The following is a 13,702-nucleotide window of genomic DNA, read 5'->3' as shown; positions in this document are numbered from 1 at the left end:
ATGACGGCCTTTGCCCAACGCCACGCGATCAGCGATGTCTGCATCCTCACCGCCGACATCGAACGCTCGATCGCCTTCTACACCGGCAAGCTCGGCTTCACCCTGAAGCATCGCGCCCCCGGTTTTGCCGATTTCAACGGCGCCGGGCTGACCCTGGCCCTGTGGGACATCGGCCATATCAGCAAGCATGCCGGCCTGTCGGCCGAGCGTGGCTCTGGCCATCACAATGTGCTGATCGCCGTGCTGATGTCCTCGCCGGCCGAGCTCGATGCCTGCCATGCCGAACTCGCCGCCAAGGGCGTTTGCTTCCAAAGGCCTCCGGCCGATTACGCCTGGAATGCCCGCTGCTGCTATTTTGCCGGACCGGACGGGGAGGTCTGGGAACTCTATGCCTGGCTCGACGGCGGCGCGCCGGGGAAACTGGCATGAGCAAGGTCCTGATCCGCAACGCCACCATCCTCGCCATGGGCGGCGAACAGGGCAGCACGCCCTTCACCGGAGACCTCCTGGTCGAGGGCAATCGCATCGCCGCCATCGGCCCTGATCTTGGCGACCATCCCGGTGCGAGACTGATCGACGGGCGCGGCCGGCTGGTGATGCCGGGCCTCGTCAACGCCCATACCCATTCCGGCGAAACCTTCTTCCGGGGGCGTTATGAACGCCTGCCGCTGGAATTATGGCTGCTCTACGCCTATCCGCTGCTGATGGGTCCGCTGCTGCCGCCGCGCCTTGTCTATCTGCGCACGCTGCTGCTCGCGATGGAATCGCTGAAGGGCGGCGTCACCCTGCTCTGCGACGATTTCTTCGACCCGCCCCGGCACGATCTCGATAGGCTCGGCACCGTGTTCCGTGCCTATGAGGATGCCGGCATCCGCGCCAACGTCTCCAGCGCGGTGATGAACATCCATCCGCTCGATGCCCTCGCCTATGGCCGCCAGACCATGCCGGCGGACCTGCAGGCCAAGCTCGATTTCGGCCCGCCGATTACCGCGTCCGCCTATGTCGACTATTGCCGATCCGCCCTGGCGGCCTTCCAGGACAAGGCCGGACGGCTGCGCTTCATGATCGCTCCCTCCGCGCCCCAGCGCTGCACACCCGACCTGATGCTCGCCTGCGACGAGCTGGCCCGGCAATGGCGCGTGCCGTTCCATACCCACATCCTGGAGACCAAGACCCAGGCGGTGACGGGACAGCTTTTCCACGGCAAGAGCCTGATCCGCTACCTGCACGATCTCGGCTTGCTTCACCCCGGCATCACCATCGCCCATTCGGTCTGGGTCGACGAGGACGATATCGCCCTGATGGGCGCGGCGGGTTGCTCGGTGGCCCATAATGCCGTTTCCAACCTGAAGCTCGGTGCCGGCATCGCGCCGCTCCGCCGCCTCATCGATGCCGGGGTCACCATCGGCCTTGGCACCGACGGCGTCTCATCGAACGACAGCGCGCGCATCTTCGACGTGATGCGCACGGCCGCTTTGGTGCAAAGCGCCACCGGCCCCGATCATGAGCGCTGGGTCTCTGCGCAGGAAATCCTCAACGCTGCCACGCTGGGCGGCGCGCGCAGCGCCCTGCTGGGCGAGATCACCGGTTCGTTGGAGGTCGGCAAGCGCGCCGACCTGATCATGCTTCGGCTCGACAGCCTCTCCTTCACGCCGCTCAACGACATCATCAGACAGCTCGTCCATGCCGAGAATGGTGCTTCGATCGAACGCGTGATGGTCGAGGGCGAGATCGTGGTGGAACAGGGCCGCCTGACCCGCGTCGACGAGGAGGCCGTCCTGGCCGAGATCCGCGAGGCCATGCCGGCCTTCCTGGCTGGTCATGCCGAGATCGAAGCCCGCAACAGCATCTTCCATCCCTATTTCGCCCAGATGCATCAGCGCGCCACGGCCCAGAATGTCGGCATGGACAGATATGCCGGCACGCGGGGCTGAGCGGCGAGAAAACATCAGAGGAAAAATACTCTAGGCAGCGGCCGAGCCGGATCGCCGCCCCGCCTCGACCAGGCCGGCCCAGCGCCCCGGGGTCACCCCATAGGCTTTCTTGAAATGGCGTGTGAGGTGGCTCTGATCGGCAAAGCCGGTGGCGGCGGCGACCTCGGCGAGCGGTTCGCCCGCCGCGATCAAGGCGCGGGCCTGCCCCAGGCGCCGCATCAGCAGGAAACGGTGCGGGCTGGTGGCGAAGGCGGCGCGGAAATGTCGGGACAGGGCGTAGCGATCGAGCCCTGAGATCTCCTCCAGTTCCTCCGAACGTACCGCCTCAAGGGCATGGGCCTCGAGATAGTCGCGGACCCGGTCGACCTGCCGCCAAGCCAGGCTGCCGAGAGGCTTGAGCGGCTGGCCGGCGTGGCGAGCCAGGCCCTGTGCCAGGCGGGCAAGGAGATCGTCGGCTGCAAGCTGTTCCAGCCCACGGTCGAGCGGACCGAGCAAGCCGAGAATGTCCTCGCGCAGTGCCGGATCGCTGAATACCGGCTGGCGCAGGAAAGGCAGCGACACCGCTCCGTCGCCAAGGCCGCGCATCAAGAGCGAGGGCTCGAGATAGAGGATGCGGTAATGCAGCCCCTCCTCGGTGCCGGCGCCGCCATCATGCAGCTCGTCCGGATGCAGCACCAGGATCTGCCCCGGCAGGCTGGCGCGCGAGGCGCCGCGGTAACGGAAGCTCTGGACACCGTCGAGAGTGACGCCGACGGCATAGGTGTCATGGCGATGCAGTTCGAAGGCATTGCCGTGAAACCAGGCTTCCATGCGCTCGATGCCGGGCAGCGGGGGCGCGGTGCGGATGCCGTCGTCGCACGAACGTTCAAGACCCTGGAAGGCCTGCCGCCCTAGGGATGGCGGCAAGAGACCGGCCTGGGGCTCGGCATCCAAAGATTCTGACTCGAAAGTCGTCATTCATGTTCGATACCAAGTTTGCCATCGTGTTGCGAGACGATCTTGCCGCCTGGCAGGCGCTCAACGTCACCGCCTTCCTCACCAGCGGTATTGTCGCCCAGGCACCCGACATGATCGGCGAAGCCTATCGTGATCGCGCCGGGCGTTTCTACAACGCTCTGTCGGTGCAGCCCGCCATCGTGCTGGCCGCGGATGCGGAAACGATGAGCGCGATCCATCGCCGCTCGCTCGACCGGGGCGTCCGGACCTCGCTCTATATCGAGGAGATGTTCAAGACCGGCCACGATGCCGCCAATCGCGCCGTCTTTGCCGATTTCACCGTCGACGACGCCAAGGTGGTCGGCATTGCGCTACGAGCCGACAAGAAGCTCGTCGACAAGATCGTCAAGGGCGCGAAAATGCACCCCTGAGACCTAATACGGTTCACTTAAGCAGGAACCCCTCCGAATTTGTCATAGCCGGGCTTGACCCGGCTACCCAGAAGCCGCTCGAACGAACCGCCGGGGAGCTGGATTGCCGGGTCAAGCTCGGCAATGACAAAGGTCGAGCCCCCCGAAACGCTTAAGTGAACTGCATTGACCCCTGAGACCGGCAAACGAGATGGGACGCGCCGGGCCTGCCGGGGCCCGGAACGCTCAGGCCTTCACATTTGCCACCGAACCGCCGGTCACCCTGACGAGGTCGGCTGGCGTGGTGCGAAAGGCATGGGTGGGTGACCCCGCCGCGGCCCAGACCGGATCGAGGGCCAGCAGGTCCTCATCGATCAGGATGAGGGCCGGCGCCAGATGCCCGACCGGCGCCACGCCGCCGACCGCAAAGCCGGTGGTGGCTTCGACCCAGGCGGGATCTGCCCGCTCGACCTTGCGGCCGAGGGCGGCGCCGACCTTGGCGCGATCGATGCGGTTGATGCCGGAGGCGACCACCAGGATCGGTGTCTCGCCCGAGCGGAAGATGATCGACTTGGCGATCTGGGCAACACTGCAGCCCACGGAAGCGGCGGCCTCGGCGGCGGTATGGGTGCCCTCGGCGAACATCGCGATGGTGTCGGGATGCCCGGCCTGCAGCAGGGCCTGCCGGACCCGGTCAATGGCTTGCGTCATGAAATCGTCCTCATCCGAAAGCCTGGCAAGTTAGGGCAGGCAGGCGAGGGTGCCAAGCGAGGAGTGTTTCCTGGGACCGCAGGCGTCTCGCCTGCTCTTGGAAGCACCGAGCTTGCAGGAAAGATAGAGGCAGGCGAGACGCCTGCGGTCCCAGGAACCTCTCCTCACGCCATGCCGTAGCAGAAGCGCGGGATCAGGCCGTTCTCGCGGGCCTCGCGTTCCAGGCCCTCCCGGAAGTCGGGATGGGCGAGGCTGATCAGGGCCTTGGCGCGTTCGGCCACCGAACGCCCCTTGAGATTGACCATGCCATATTCGGTGACGACATACATCACGTCGGTGCGCGGCGTGGTGACCACATTGCCCGGCGTCAGATTGAGCACGATACGGCTGCGGCGGTCGCCGCGCTTGTCGAAGGTCGAGAACATGCACAGGAAGGACTTGCCTCCCTTGGAGGCATAGGCGCCGCGCACGAACTGGAGCTGGCCGCCGGTGCCCGAGATATGGCGATGGCCGTCGCTCTCGGAGGCCGCCTGGCCCTGCAGATCCATCTGCGTGGTGTTGTTGATCGACACCACATTGTCGTTCTTGGCGATGTTGTGCGGCAGATTGGTGTAGTCGACCGGATAGGATCTGAAATCGGGGTTGCGGTTGATCGCTTCATATTGGCGGCGCGAACCGGCCGCGAAGGTGAAGGCCGAGCAGCCGCGGTCGATGATCTTGCGCGCACCGGTCACCAGGCCGGCGTCATAGAGCGAGACGATGCCGTCGGTCATCATCTCGGTATGGATGCCGAGATCATGGATGCCGCTATCCTTGAGGATGGTGCAGACGGCGTTGGGCATGCCGCCGATGCCGATCTGCAGGCAGGCCCCGTCCTCTATTTCCTCGACGATACGGGCCGCGACCGCCCGGTCGATCTCGCTCGGCTCGGGATTGCCGATCTCAGGCGCCTTCTGGCCATCGCCCTCGATGATGTGGTCGACCGCGCTGACATGAACGCGGTTGCCCTCGCCATAGACCGCAGGGGTGTCCTCGTTGACCTCGACGATGATCAGGCGGGCCCGCTCGAGGATGGCCTCGACATAGGTGGCGCCGCCGCCGAAGTTGAAATAGCCCTCCGAATCCATCGGCGCCGTCTTGATCACGACGATGTCCACGGGATCGATGAAGCGGCGATAGAAGTCCGGCGCCTCGCCGAAATTGAACGGGATGTAGTTGCAGCGCCCGGCATCGTGCTGCTTGCGGTCATAACCGGAGAAGTGCCAGTTGAACCAGCCGAAATGCTCGCCATTGGGGTCGCATTCCTGGGTGGCGCGCGCCCGCATCGTGAGGCAGTGGCGGATCTTGACGTCATGGAGTTCGTCGCGCCGGGCAGCGAGGGCCACCTCGAAGGCATCGGGCTGGGTCAGGCCGAACCCGTAGTCGAGCCACATGCCGGGCTTGACCCGCGCCGCCGCCTCGGCCGCCGTGATCTTCGTCGCCTGCTTGCCCCGAAGCCCAATGGTCATGGCGCTTCCTCCCAATCGTGACGGCGCTTTGCGCCCTTTGCGTCAGCTTCCCTGACGACCACAGCGCTGTCAACCGAAGGGGAGGGACGGACATGGCTTTCCGGAAGCCGGAGCATCCCGTCCGCGGACGCAATGTGCCGATCTCCTCAACTCCGTCAGGTGATGGAGCGGGACCGGTGTCTTCCTTGAGAAAAATGCGGTGTTTCCAAAGATGCCGATCGCGCTCCATCGCCTGATGGAGCTGAGGAGATCGGCACCCCGGATATACGCCGCCGCCGAAAGGCCATTGCGTCCGCCCGCAAACTCCTCTATATCCTTCTTGAAATGAATATCACATAGTGAAATTTATTTCAACATTAAACGACAACACCGGGAAACAGCCCGGCGAACACCATCGGGAGGTGAGGATGCCCATCAGGAAATGGCTCATCGGACTGGCCGCGAGCGCGGCTTTCGTCTCCAGCGCGAGCGCGCAGGCAGACAGCAAGTTCCGCTGCAAGGAAGGCGAGACCTATGTGATGAACGTCATGGTCTCGGGCGTGGAATATTGGTTCCCGGTCTATGAGGCCTTCAAGCAGGCCGCCCAGTCGATGGGCTGCAAGACGGCCTATACCGGCACGCCGGAATATGACGTCACCAAGCAGATCGCGAGCTTCGACCAGGCCCTGGCCAAGAACCCGGCCGGCATCCTGGTGCATCCGATGAATTCGGATCCCTTCATCGAGCCGATCAACCGCGCCGTGGACTCCGGCGTTTCCGTGGTGACCTTCGCGGCCGACTCGCCCAATTCCAAGCGCGCCTCCTATGTCACCTCCGACAACAACCGGGAGGGCAGTGCGGCCGCCGACATGATCGCCAAGGCGCTGGACGGCAAGGGTGACTATGCCGTCCTAGAAAACCCCGGGCAGGACAATCACGACAAGCGCGTCGCCGCCTTCATCGCCCGCATGGGCGAGAAATATCCCGGCATGAAGCTGGTCGGCCGCGCCGCCACCAACCAGGACCCGACCAAGGCCTATCAGGCGGTGCAGTCCCTCGCCCAGGCCAATCCCAATCTGGCTGCCTTGTTCATGCCCGAGGCCAACTCGGCCCTGGGCGCGGCCCAGGCTTCCCAGGAGCTCGGCGGCAAGATCAAGGTGATGACCGCCGACGTGAACGCCAAGATCCTCGACATGATCAAGGCCGGGCAGGTCTTCGGCTCGGTCAATCCCAACCAGGGCATCCAGGGCTATATGGGCTTCATGCTGCTGTTCATGGCCAAGCATCCCGACCTGATCGACCCCATGAATGACTGGAAGCGCGCCGGCTACAACCCGATGGGCGTGCCCTTCGTCGACAACGGCTTTGCCATCGTCTCCAAGGACAATGCCGACGACTTCTACTGGGACGCCTATCTCAAGCGCCGCGGCACCAAGGGCATCGAGGAATAATCGGGGCCCGTCGGACCTGCCTGCAAGCGCAGTGTTCCCAGGCGGCTTTGAATTCCGGATAGGGCAACGCAACCCCTCATCCGCCTGCCGGCACCTTCTCCCGCAAGGGGAGAAGGGAATCATTCTGGCAAGCGCAACGCCAACCAATCGCCTTCTCCCCCTGCGGGAGAAGGTGGCGCGAAGCGCCGGATGAGGGGTCGCACCGCCCTATCCGGACTTCACACCCACTCAGGACGAAGACCGGTCATGACCTATGATCTTGCCCTTGAAGTGACAGGCGTCAGCAAGGCCTATGGCGCGATCCAGGCCCTGCGCAATGTCAGCCTCAGCGTCCGCAAGGGCGAGATCCACGCCCTCGCCGGGGAGAACGGCGCGGGCAAGTCCACGCTGATGAACATCATCGACGGTATCGTCAGGCCCGATGCCGGTGAGATCCGCATCCGCGGCGAAAAGGTCGAGATCGGCTCGCCGGCGCGGGCACAGGCGCTCGGCATCGGCCTGGTGCACCAGGAGATCGCTTTGTGCGGCGGCATTTCGGTGGCCGAGAACATCTTCATGGCCGCCACCAACAGCCGCCGCGGCTTCTTCATGAATTATGGCGAGCTGCGCGAAAAGGCGCGCGCCATTCTGGCCGATCTCGGCCGCATCGATCCCGACGCCCTCGTCGGCGACCTCACCATTTCCGAGCAGCAGATCGTCGAGATCGCCAAGGCGCTGACCCTCGACTGCTCGATCCTGATCCTCGACGAGCCGACCGCCGCGCTGACCGAACGCGAAGCCGGCAAGCTCTTCGCCATCATGGCCGGCCTCAAGGCCCGTGGCATCTCCATCATCTATATCAGCCACCGCATGGCGGAGATCTTCGCCCATTGCGACCGCATCACCGTGCTGCGCGACGGCCAGCACGTCTCCACCGACGACATCGCCGCCATGACGCCGGAGAGCGTCGTCGGCAAGATGGTCGGCCGTGCGCTGGGCACGCTCTATCCGCCGAAGAACCCGCAAAGCGCCCAAGCGCCCGCCTTGATGACGGTGGAGGGCCTCAGCGACGGCGTGCGCTTCAAGGATATTTCCTTCGAACTCCGGCATGGCGAGGTGCTGGGTGTCGCCGGGCTGATCGGCGCCGGCCGTACCGAGATGGCGCTTGGCATTTGCGGGCTGATGCGCCGCAGCGCCGGCAGGATCGTGCTCGACGGACGCGAGGTGACACCGTTGAGCTATGCCGACAGCATCGCCAGCGGCATCGTCTATCTCTCGGAGGACCGCAAGGGATCGGGCGTTTTCCTCGATCTGCCGATCGCCGCGAATGTCTCGGCCCTCGACCTCGGCCGTGTCTCCACCCGCATCGGCTTCGTCGACCGCGCGGCCGAGCTCGACCAGGCCCGCCGCCTCGGCGATCTCCTGCGCCTGCGCCGGGGTTCGCTGAACGATGCGGTCAGCACGCTGTCGGGCGGCAACCAGCAGAAGGTCGCCATCGCCAAGATGCTGTCGGTGTCCCCCAAGGTCATCCTGCTCGACGAGCCGACCCGCGGCGTCGATGTCGGTGCCAAGGCGGAGATCCATCGCATCCTGCGCGACCTCGCCGACCAGGGCACCGGCATATTGGTGATCTCGTCCGAACTGCCCGAATTGATCGGCCTCGCCGACCGCATCCTCGTCATCCACGAGGGCGGGATCGTCGGCGAGGTCATGGGACCCGACATGACCGAAGACAAACTGATCCGCCTCGCATCGGGACTGAACAAAAACACCGGGAGGGCGGCATGACCGTGATGGGTGAAACCTCAGTGAACCAGAAGCACCCCGAAGCGCCGTCGCCGGCCCGTTCGAACTGGCTGCGCGGCCTCGGCAACATGCGCGAGCTCGGCCTCGTACTGATCATCCTGGCCCTGTGCGTGGTGATGTCCTTCGCCTCGCCCTATTTCCTGACCTGGACCAATCTGCGCGCCATGACGATGTCCTTTGCCGTCGAGGGCATCGTGGTGGTCGGCATGACCGTGCTGCTGATCGTCGGTGCCATCGACCTCTCGGTCGGCTCCGTCGTCTGCTTCGCCATGGTGATCGGCGGCTGGCTCTTCCTGGCCGGCATCGATCCCTGGCTCGCCAGCGCGATGGCCATCCTCGCCTGCTCCGCCATCGGCGCCGCCATGGCGCTGGCGGTGACGCGCATCGGCCTGCATTCCTTCATCGTTTCGCTCGCCTTCATGGTGATCATCCGGGGCCTGTGCCTGGCGATCACCGGCGGCACGCCGCTGTCGCTGTTCTCCCTGCCGCCGAGCTTCAAGTTCATCGGGCAAGGCTCGGTCTATGGCGTACCGGTGGTGATCCTGATCTTCCTCATCGTCGTCGTCGTCTTCGACCTGCTCCTGCGCAAGGCGACCCTGTTCCGCCGCGTCTTCTACACCGGCTCCAACGAACGGGCCGCCGCCTATTCGGGCATCCGCACCGCCCGGGTGAAGTTCTTCTGCATCGTGCTGTGCTCGACCCTGGCCGGTGTCGCCGGCGTCATCTACATGGCCCGCTTCGGGGCGGCGACGCCGACCTTCGGCGTCGGCATGGAGCTCAACATCATCGCCGCCGCCGTGATCGGCGGGGCCAGCCTCAATGGCGGCTCGGGCACCATCCTCGGCGCCATCCTGGGCATGGCGCTTTTGTCGGTGGTGTCGAGTTCACTGATCCTTCTCGACGTCTCGCCCTACTGGCAGGACACCATTCGCGGCCTGATCCTGTTTGCCGCCGTCGCCTTCGATCACCTGCTACATAAGCGCAAGCAGGCTCTGACTCGTAAGGCATAGGACAAGCACCGTGGCAAAAGACAACGAAGGCGACCAGCGGCTCCGCCGCATCCATCGGGTATTGGTCATGCATTACATCGAGGGCCTTTCGCAGGCGGAGATCGCCAAGCGCACCGGCCTGTCCCATCCGATGGTCAACCGCCTCGTCAAGGAAGGGCATGAGCGCGGCTATGTCAGGATCGAGGTGAAGTCGCCGCGCCAGGACCTGTTCGAGCTCGAACAGGCCTTGGCCGAGGCGAGCGGCCTCGCTGAGGCGATCGTAGTGCCCTCCGCCTCCGACCAGGACGGCGTCAACCTCCAGGCCGCCGGGCGTTCGGTTGCCGACCACATCCTCACCGTGCTCCGGGACGGCGATACCATCTGTGTCTCCGGCGGGGTCGGCGTCAGCGCCGTGATCCAGGCCCTGGCGCCCACTCGCGCCTATGACGTCACCGTGGTGCCGGCCACCGGCGGCGTGCAGGGCAAGCATTTCGTCGACGTCAACCACCTCGCCGCCCAGCTCGCCTCCAAGCTGCAGGGACGCGCCTTCCAGATCCATGCGCCGATCTTCGCGGCCTCGCGCGCCGAGCGGGATGTGCTGATGTCGCTACAATCGGTCGGCGAAGTGCTGGACCGGGCGCGCGGCGCCCGCATCGCCTTGGTCGGCATCGGCTCGGTGCTGTCGGAAAGCTCGACCTATTTCAGCCTGCATGCCCCGGGCGCCGATGGGCTCGACGGCCTCAGGCAGAGCCGGGCGGCCGGGGAGCTGATCGCCCATCTCATCGATGCCGACGGCCGCCCCTGCCACTACCCCCTCAACGAGCGCGTCGTCGCGCTCAGCCCCGAGGAACTCAGGGCCATCCCGATGACCATCGGCATCGCCACCGGCGCGCACAAGGCCGAGCCGATCGCCGGCATCCTGCGCGGCGGCTATCTCGACATCCTCGCCACCGACGAAGCCACCGGCACCCACGTACTCGACATTCTCAAGAGGCCGACATGACCCCTCCGATTCCCTTGCGCCCACTCGGCCATTCCGACATCGCAGCCAGCGCCATCGCACTCGGCACCTGGGCCATGGGCGGCTGGATGTGGGGCGGCCATGACGACGAGTCCTCGATCGCCGCGATCCGCGCCTCCATCGACAAGGGCGTCACGCTGATCGACACCGCCCCGGCCTATGGGCTCGGCCGGGCCGAGGCGCTGGTCGGGCAGGCCGTCAAGGGCCGCCGCCACGAAGTCGTCATCGCCACCAAATGCGGGCTCAACTGGCATCACAGTAAGGGCAATCACTTCTTCGACGAGATGGACCACAAGGTGCATCGCTATCTCGGACGCGACGGCATCCTGCACGAGATCGAGCAGAGCCTGACGCGCCTCCAGACCGACTATATCGACCTCTACATCACCCATTGGCAGGACCCGACTACTCCGATCGCCGAGACCATGGACACGCTGCTCGAGCTGAAGCGCGCCGGCAAGATCCGCGCCATCGGCGTCAGCAACGTCAGCGCCGACGACCTCACGGCCTATCTCGCCGCCGGGCCGGTCGATGCCATCCAGGAACGCTATTCGATGCTCGACCGCGAGATCGAAACCAGCCTCCTGCCTGTCAGCACGGCCCACGGCGTCTCCACGCTCAGCTATTCCTCGCTGGCGCTGGGCCTGCTCACCGGCAAGATCGGGCCGGAGCGTGACTTCGCCGGCGATGACCTGCGTAAGGACAATCCGCGCTTTTCGCGCGACAACCGCGCCCGCGTCGCCGATTTCGCCGCCGCGGTGGCCCCGATCGCCTCCACCCACGGCGCGACGATCGCCCAGCTCGTGATCGCCTGGACCATCGCCCAGCCAGGCATCACCTATGCCCTGTGCGGCGCACGCGACGAAAAGCAGGCCAGCGAGAATGCCGCGGCCGGACGGCTCGCTTTGTCGGCCGACGACCTCGCCGCCATCGACCGCGCCATCGCGGCGCATCTCGCCGCCGTCACGGCCTGACAGGGTGGAGTTGGTGGCATGACGCCTAAACCAGGCCATGGCGACGCCAGCTGGCGAGGCTCTTCGGGGGGCGGGTCTTCAGACCCGGCTGCAAACACCACGCTCGCAGGCGGGTCTGAAGACCCGCCCCCCAGGGTCGGTACGAGCCGGGCGGAACGGCTCGACAGGCTGCGCGCGAAAGGCCGCATTGCGGTCCTCGTGGTCGGCGGCGGCATCAACGGCATCAGCACCTTTCGCGAACTCGCTTTGCAGGGGATCGACGTCGTGCTCGTCGAGCGCGGGGATTTCATGAGCGGGGCCAGCGCAGCGCCATCCCGCATGATCCATGGCGGGCTGCGCTACCTGGAGAATGGCGAGTTCGGACTGGTGAAGGAGTCCCTGCTGGAGCGCAACCGCCTCCTGCGCAACGCGCCCCATTACGTCAGCGCGCTGCCGACCCTGATCCCGCTGGCCGATCGTTTCTCCGGCACGCTGTCGGCGGCGCGCCGCTTTCTCGGCGGGCGGCCGAAGCCGGGACCGCGCGGCGCCCTGATCGTGCGGCTGGGGCTCGCCCTCTACGATTTCTATGCCCGCCGCGAACGCCAATTGCCGAAGAGCCGTTTCTTCGGCCGCCGCGCCACCCGCTTTAACTGGCCCGACTTCCATCCCTACATCAACTATGCCGCCCTTTATCACGATGCCAAGATCAGCCGGCCGGAGCAGCTCGGCCTCGAACTGATCGCCGATGCCGAGTCGGCCTGCCCCCAGGCGCTGGCGCTCAACCATCTCGGCCTCGCCAGGCTGGACGGCACCATCGCCGAACTCACCGACAGCCTGACCGGCGAGCGCATCACCCTCACCGCCGAGGTGATCGTCAATGCCAGCGGGGCCTGGATCGACCAGACCAACGCCCTGATCTCAGGCCGGCAGACCGTGCTGATAGGCGGCACCAAGGGCTCCCATCTCGTCCTCGACAGCCCCGCCCTCCTCGAGGCCATCGGCGAGCGCATGGTCTATTTCGCCAATCGCGAAGGGCGCGTGTGCATCCTGTTCGCCCATTTCGGCCATATCCTCGCCGGCTCGACCGACATCCGCGTCGACACGCCCGATGGCGTGCGCTGCGAGGCCAGCGAAGCCGCCTATATCCTGGAGTCGATCCGCGAGGTCTTCCCCGGCATCGCTTTGTCGGAAGTCGACATCCTGTTCCGCTTCGCCGGCGTGCGTCCTTTGCCGCGGGCCGATGCGAATGTGAATGCCGAGATCTCGCGCGATCATAGCTGCGAATGGTCGACGCCTCCCGGGCCGGTTCCCGTCCTCAACCTCGTCGGCGGCAAGTGGACGACCTTCCGTGCCTTCGGTGCCCAGGCCGCGGATACGGTGCTGGCCCGCCTCGGGACAGACCGCACGCGTTCGAGCGAGGCCCTGGCGATCGGCGGCGGCAAGGGCTTCCCGCAAGGCGAGGCCGAACGCCGGGACTGGCTGCGCCAGGTTGCCACCTCGACAGGGACTTCGGAAGAGCGCTGCGCCGCCTTGTTCGAGCGCTACGGCACGCGCATGCTCGATTTCATGCCCGGCGCCGACGATGCCCTCCTCGCCTCGCTACCAAGCTACAGCCGCGACGAGGTCCGTTGGATCCTCGCCACCGGTCAGGTCGCCACCCTGGCCGACCTGGTGCTGCGGCGCATGACCATCGCCTTCAGCGGCGAGCTGTCGCTCGACACCATCCACGAATTGGCCGCGCTGGCGGCTTCCCCTCTGGGCTGGAGCCAGGCGCAGACCCAAGCCGAGATCGACCGGCTGCTCACCCATCTCGATCACCATCACGGCCTCGCGGCGACGACGCTCGTGGCCCGCAACTCTTCACTTCCGGCCCCTCTTTTACCCTCCCCTGTAGGGGGAGGGTCGACGCGAAGCGTCGGGGTGGGGTGATTTCTTGGCGAGGAAGTTTCTCCTCCCTGCCCCTTTGCCGATTCCACCCCACCCCGGCCCTATGGGCCGACCCTCCCCCTCCAGGAGAGGGTAAAG

12 protein-coding genes are annotated in these 13,702 nt (G+C 65.7%); 9 read left to right on the top strand and 3 right to left on the bottom strand.

Annotation, left to right across the window (positions count from 1 at the left end; genetic code table 11):
* Window positions 1-429 carry a VOC family protein gene (locus QM672_RS10950; protein WP_311937780.1) on the top strand — a complete coding sequence of 143 codons (429 nt, stop codon included), beginning with the start codon at window positions 1-3 and terminating at the stop codon, window positions 427-429.
* Window positions 426-1,934, top strand: a complete 1,509-nt coding sequence (locus tag QM672_RS10945) for an amidohydrolase family protein (RefSeq protein WP_415082541.1) — start codon at window positions 426-428, stop codon at window positions 1,932-1,934. The genes QM672_RS10950 and QM672_RS10945 overlap by 4 nt, the downstream gene beginning before the upstream one ends.
* Before the next feature lie 30 nt (window positions 1,935-1,964).
* Here QM672_RS10945 and QM672_RS10940 read toward each other — a convergent pair whose 3' ends face one another.
* Entirely contained in the window at window positions 1,965-2,840 is an 876-nt protein-coding gene (locus QM672_RS10940; RefSeq protein WP_415082649.1) for a helix-turn-helix domain-containing protein, read from the bottom strand.
* Window positions 2,841-2,893: 53 nt separating this feature from the next.
* On the opposite strand from QM672_RS10940, the gene QM672_RS10935 reads away from it, so the two are divergent.
* Window positions 2,894-3,301, top strand: a complete 408-nt coding sequence (locus QM672_RS10935; protein WP_415082539.1) for a DUF2000 family protein — start codon at window positions 2,894-2,896, stop codon at window positions 3,299-3,301.
* Window positions 3,302-3,526: 225 nt separating this feature from the next.
* Here the strand turns inward: QM672_RS10935 and QM672_RS10930 are convergent, their stop codons facing one another.
* Both QM672_RS10930 and QM672_RS10925 read right to left on the bottom strand, forming a co-directional pair.
* The gene (locus tag QM672_RS10930) at window positions 3,527-3,991 is read right to left on the bottom strand and encodes a YbaK/EbsC family protein (RefSeq protein WP_415082537.1); all 465 of its coding nucleotides are present in this window, start codon (window positions 3,989-3,991) and stop codon (window positions 3,527-3,529) included.
* Between the two features lie 164 nt (window positions 3,992-4,155).
* Complete coding sequence (locus tag QM672_RS10925; protein ID WP_415082533.1) at window positions 4,156-5,499, bottom strand: acetyl-CoA hydrolase/transferase family protein; 1,344 nt, start codon at window positions 5,497-5,499, stop codon at window positions 4,156-4,158.
* A gap of 518 nt (window positions 5,500-6,017) precedes the next feature.
* Here QM672_RS10925 and QM672_RS10920 point away from each other — a divergent pair.
* From QM672_RS10920 to QM672_RS10895, 6 genes are all read left to right on the top strand, one after another.
* Entirely contained in the window at window positions 6,018-6,929 is a 912-nt protein-coding gene (locus QM672_RS10920) for a substrate-binding domain-containing protein (protein ID WP_415082647.1), read from the top strand.
* 246 nt (window positions 6,930-7,175) lie between these two features.
* On the top strand, window positions 7,176-8,696 hold the full coding sequence (locus tag QM672_RS10915) for a sugar ABC transporter ATP-binding protein (RefSeq protein ID WP_311939168.1): 1,521 nt from the start codon (window positions 7,176-7,178) through the stop codon (window positions 8,694-8,696).
* An 86-nt stretch (window positions 8,697-8,782) separates the two neighbouring features.
* Window positions 8,783-9,724, top strand: coding sequence for an ABC transporter permease (locus QM672_RS10910; RefSeq protein WP_376717708.1), 942 nt, complete (start codon window positions 8,783-8,785; stop codon window positions 9,722-9,724).
* A gap of 10 nt (window positions 9,725-9,734) precedes the next feature.
* On the top strand, window positions 9,735-10,706 hold the full coding sequence (locus QM672_RS10905) for a sugar-binding transcriptional regulator (protein ID WP_311939166.1): 972 nt from the start codon (window positions 9,735-9,737) through the stop codon (window positions 10,704-10,706).
* A complete protein-coding gene (locus tag QM672_RS10900) occupies window positions 10,703-11,698 on the top strand; it encodes an aldo/keto reductase (protein WP_311939165.1) in 996 nt (331 codons plus the stop codon). The genes QM672_RS10905 and QM672_RS10900 overlap by 4 nt, the downstream gene beginning before the upstream one ends.
* 18 nt (window positions 11,699-11,716) lie before the next feature.
* Window positions 11,717-13,606 (top strand): glycerol-3-phosphate dehydrogenase/oxidase, encoded by a 1,890-nt coding sequence (locus QM672_RS10895; protein ID WP_415082530.1) that lies wholly within the window; start codon window positions 11,717-11,719, stop codon window positions 13,604-13,606.
* Window positions 13,607-13,702 lie beyond the last annotated feature (96 nt).

This window comes from Labrys sp. (in: a-proteobacteria) (assembly GCF_047605565.1).
GTDB lineage: Bacteria > Pseudomonadota > Alphaproteobacteria > Rhizobiales > Labraceae > Labrys > Labrys neptuniae.
Note: the sequence above shows the minus strand (reverse complement) of the source record. Positions and strands in the feature narration are given on the sequence as shown.

Excerpts from the sequence above, each read along its gene's own strand:
- QM672_RS10915 (WP_311939168.1), top strand. The coding sequence starts at position 7,176 with ATGACCTATGATCTTGCCCTTGAAGTGACAGGCGTCAGCAAGGCCTAT.
- QM672_RS10935 (WP_415082539.1), top strand. The coding sequence starts at position 2,894 with ATGTTCGATACCAAGTTTGCCATCGTGTTGCGAGACGATCTTGCCGCC.
- QM672_RS10945 (WP_415082541.1), top strand. The coding sequence starts at position 426 with ATGAGCAAGGTCCTGATCCGCAACGCCACCATCCTCGCCATGGGCGGC.
- QM672_RS10900 (WP_311939165.1), top strand. The coding sequence starts at position 10,703 with ATGACCCCTCCGATTCCCTTGCGCCCACTCGGCCATTCCGACATCGCA.
- QM672_RS10925 (WP_415082533.1), bottom strand. The coding sequence starts at position 5,499 with ATGACCATTGGGCTTCGGGGCAAGCAGGCGACGAAGATCACGGCGGCC.
- QM672_RS10920 (WP_415082647.1), top strand. The coding sequence starts at position 6,018 with ATGAACGTCATGGTCTCGGGCGTGGAATATTGGTTCCCGGTCTATGAG.
- QM672_RS10950 (WP_311937780.1), top strand. The coding sequence starts at position 1 with ATGACGGCCTTTGCCCAACGCCACGCGATCAGCGATGTCTGCATCCTC.
- QM672_RS10895 (WP_415082530.1), top strand. The coding sequence starts at position 11,717 with ATGACGCCTAAACCAGGCCATGGCGACGCCAGCTGGCGAGGCTCTTCG.
- QM672_RS10930 (WP_415082537.1), bottom strand. The coding sequence starts at position 3,991 with ATGACGCAAGCCATTGACCGGGTCCGGCAGGCCCTGCTGCAGGCCGGG.
- QM672_RS10910 (WP_376717708.1), top strand. The coding sequence starts at position 8,783 with ATGCGCGAGCTCGGCCTCGTACTGATCATCCTGGCCCTGTGCGTGGTG.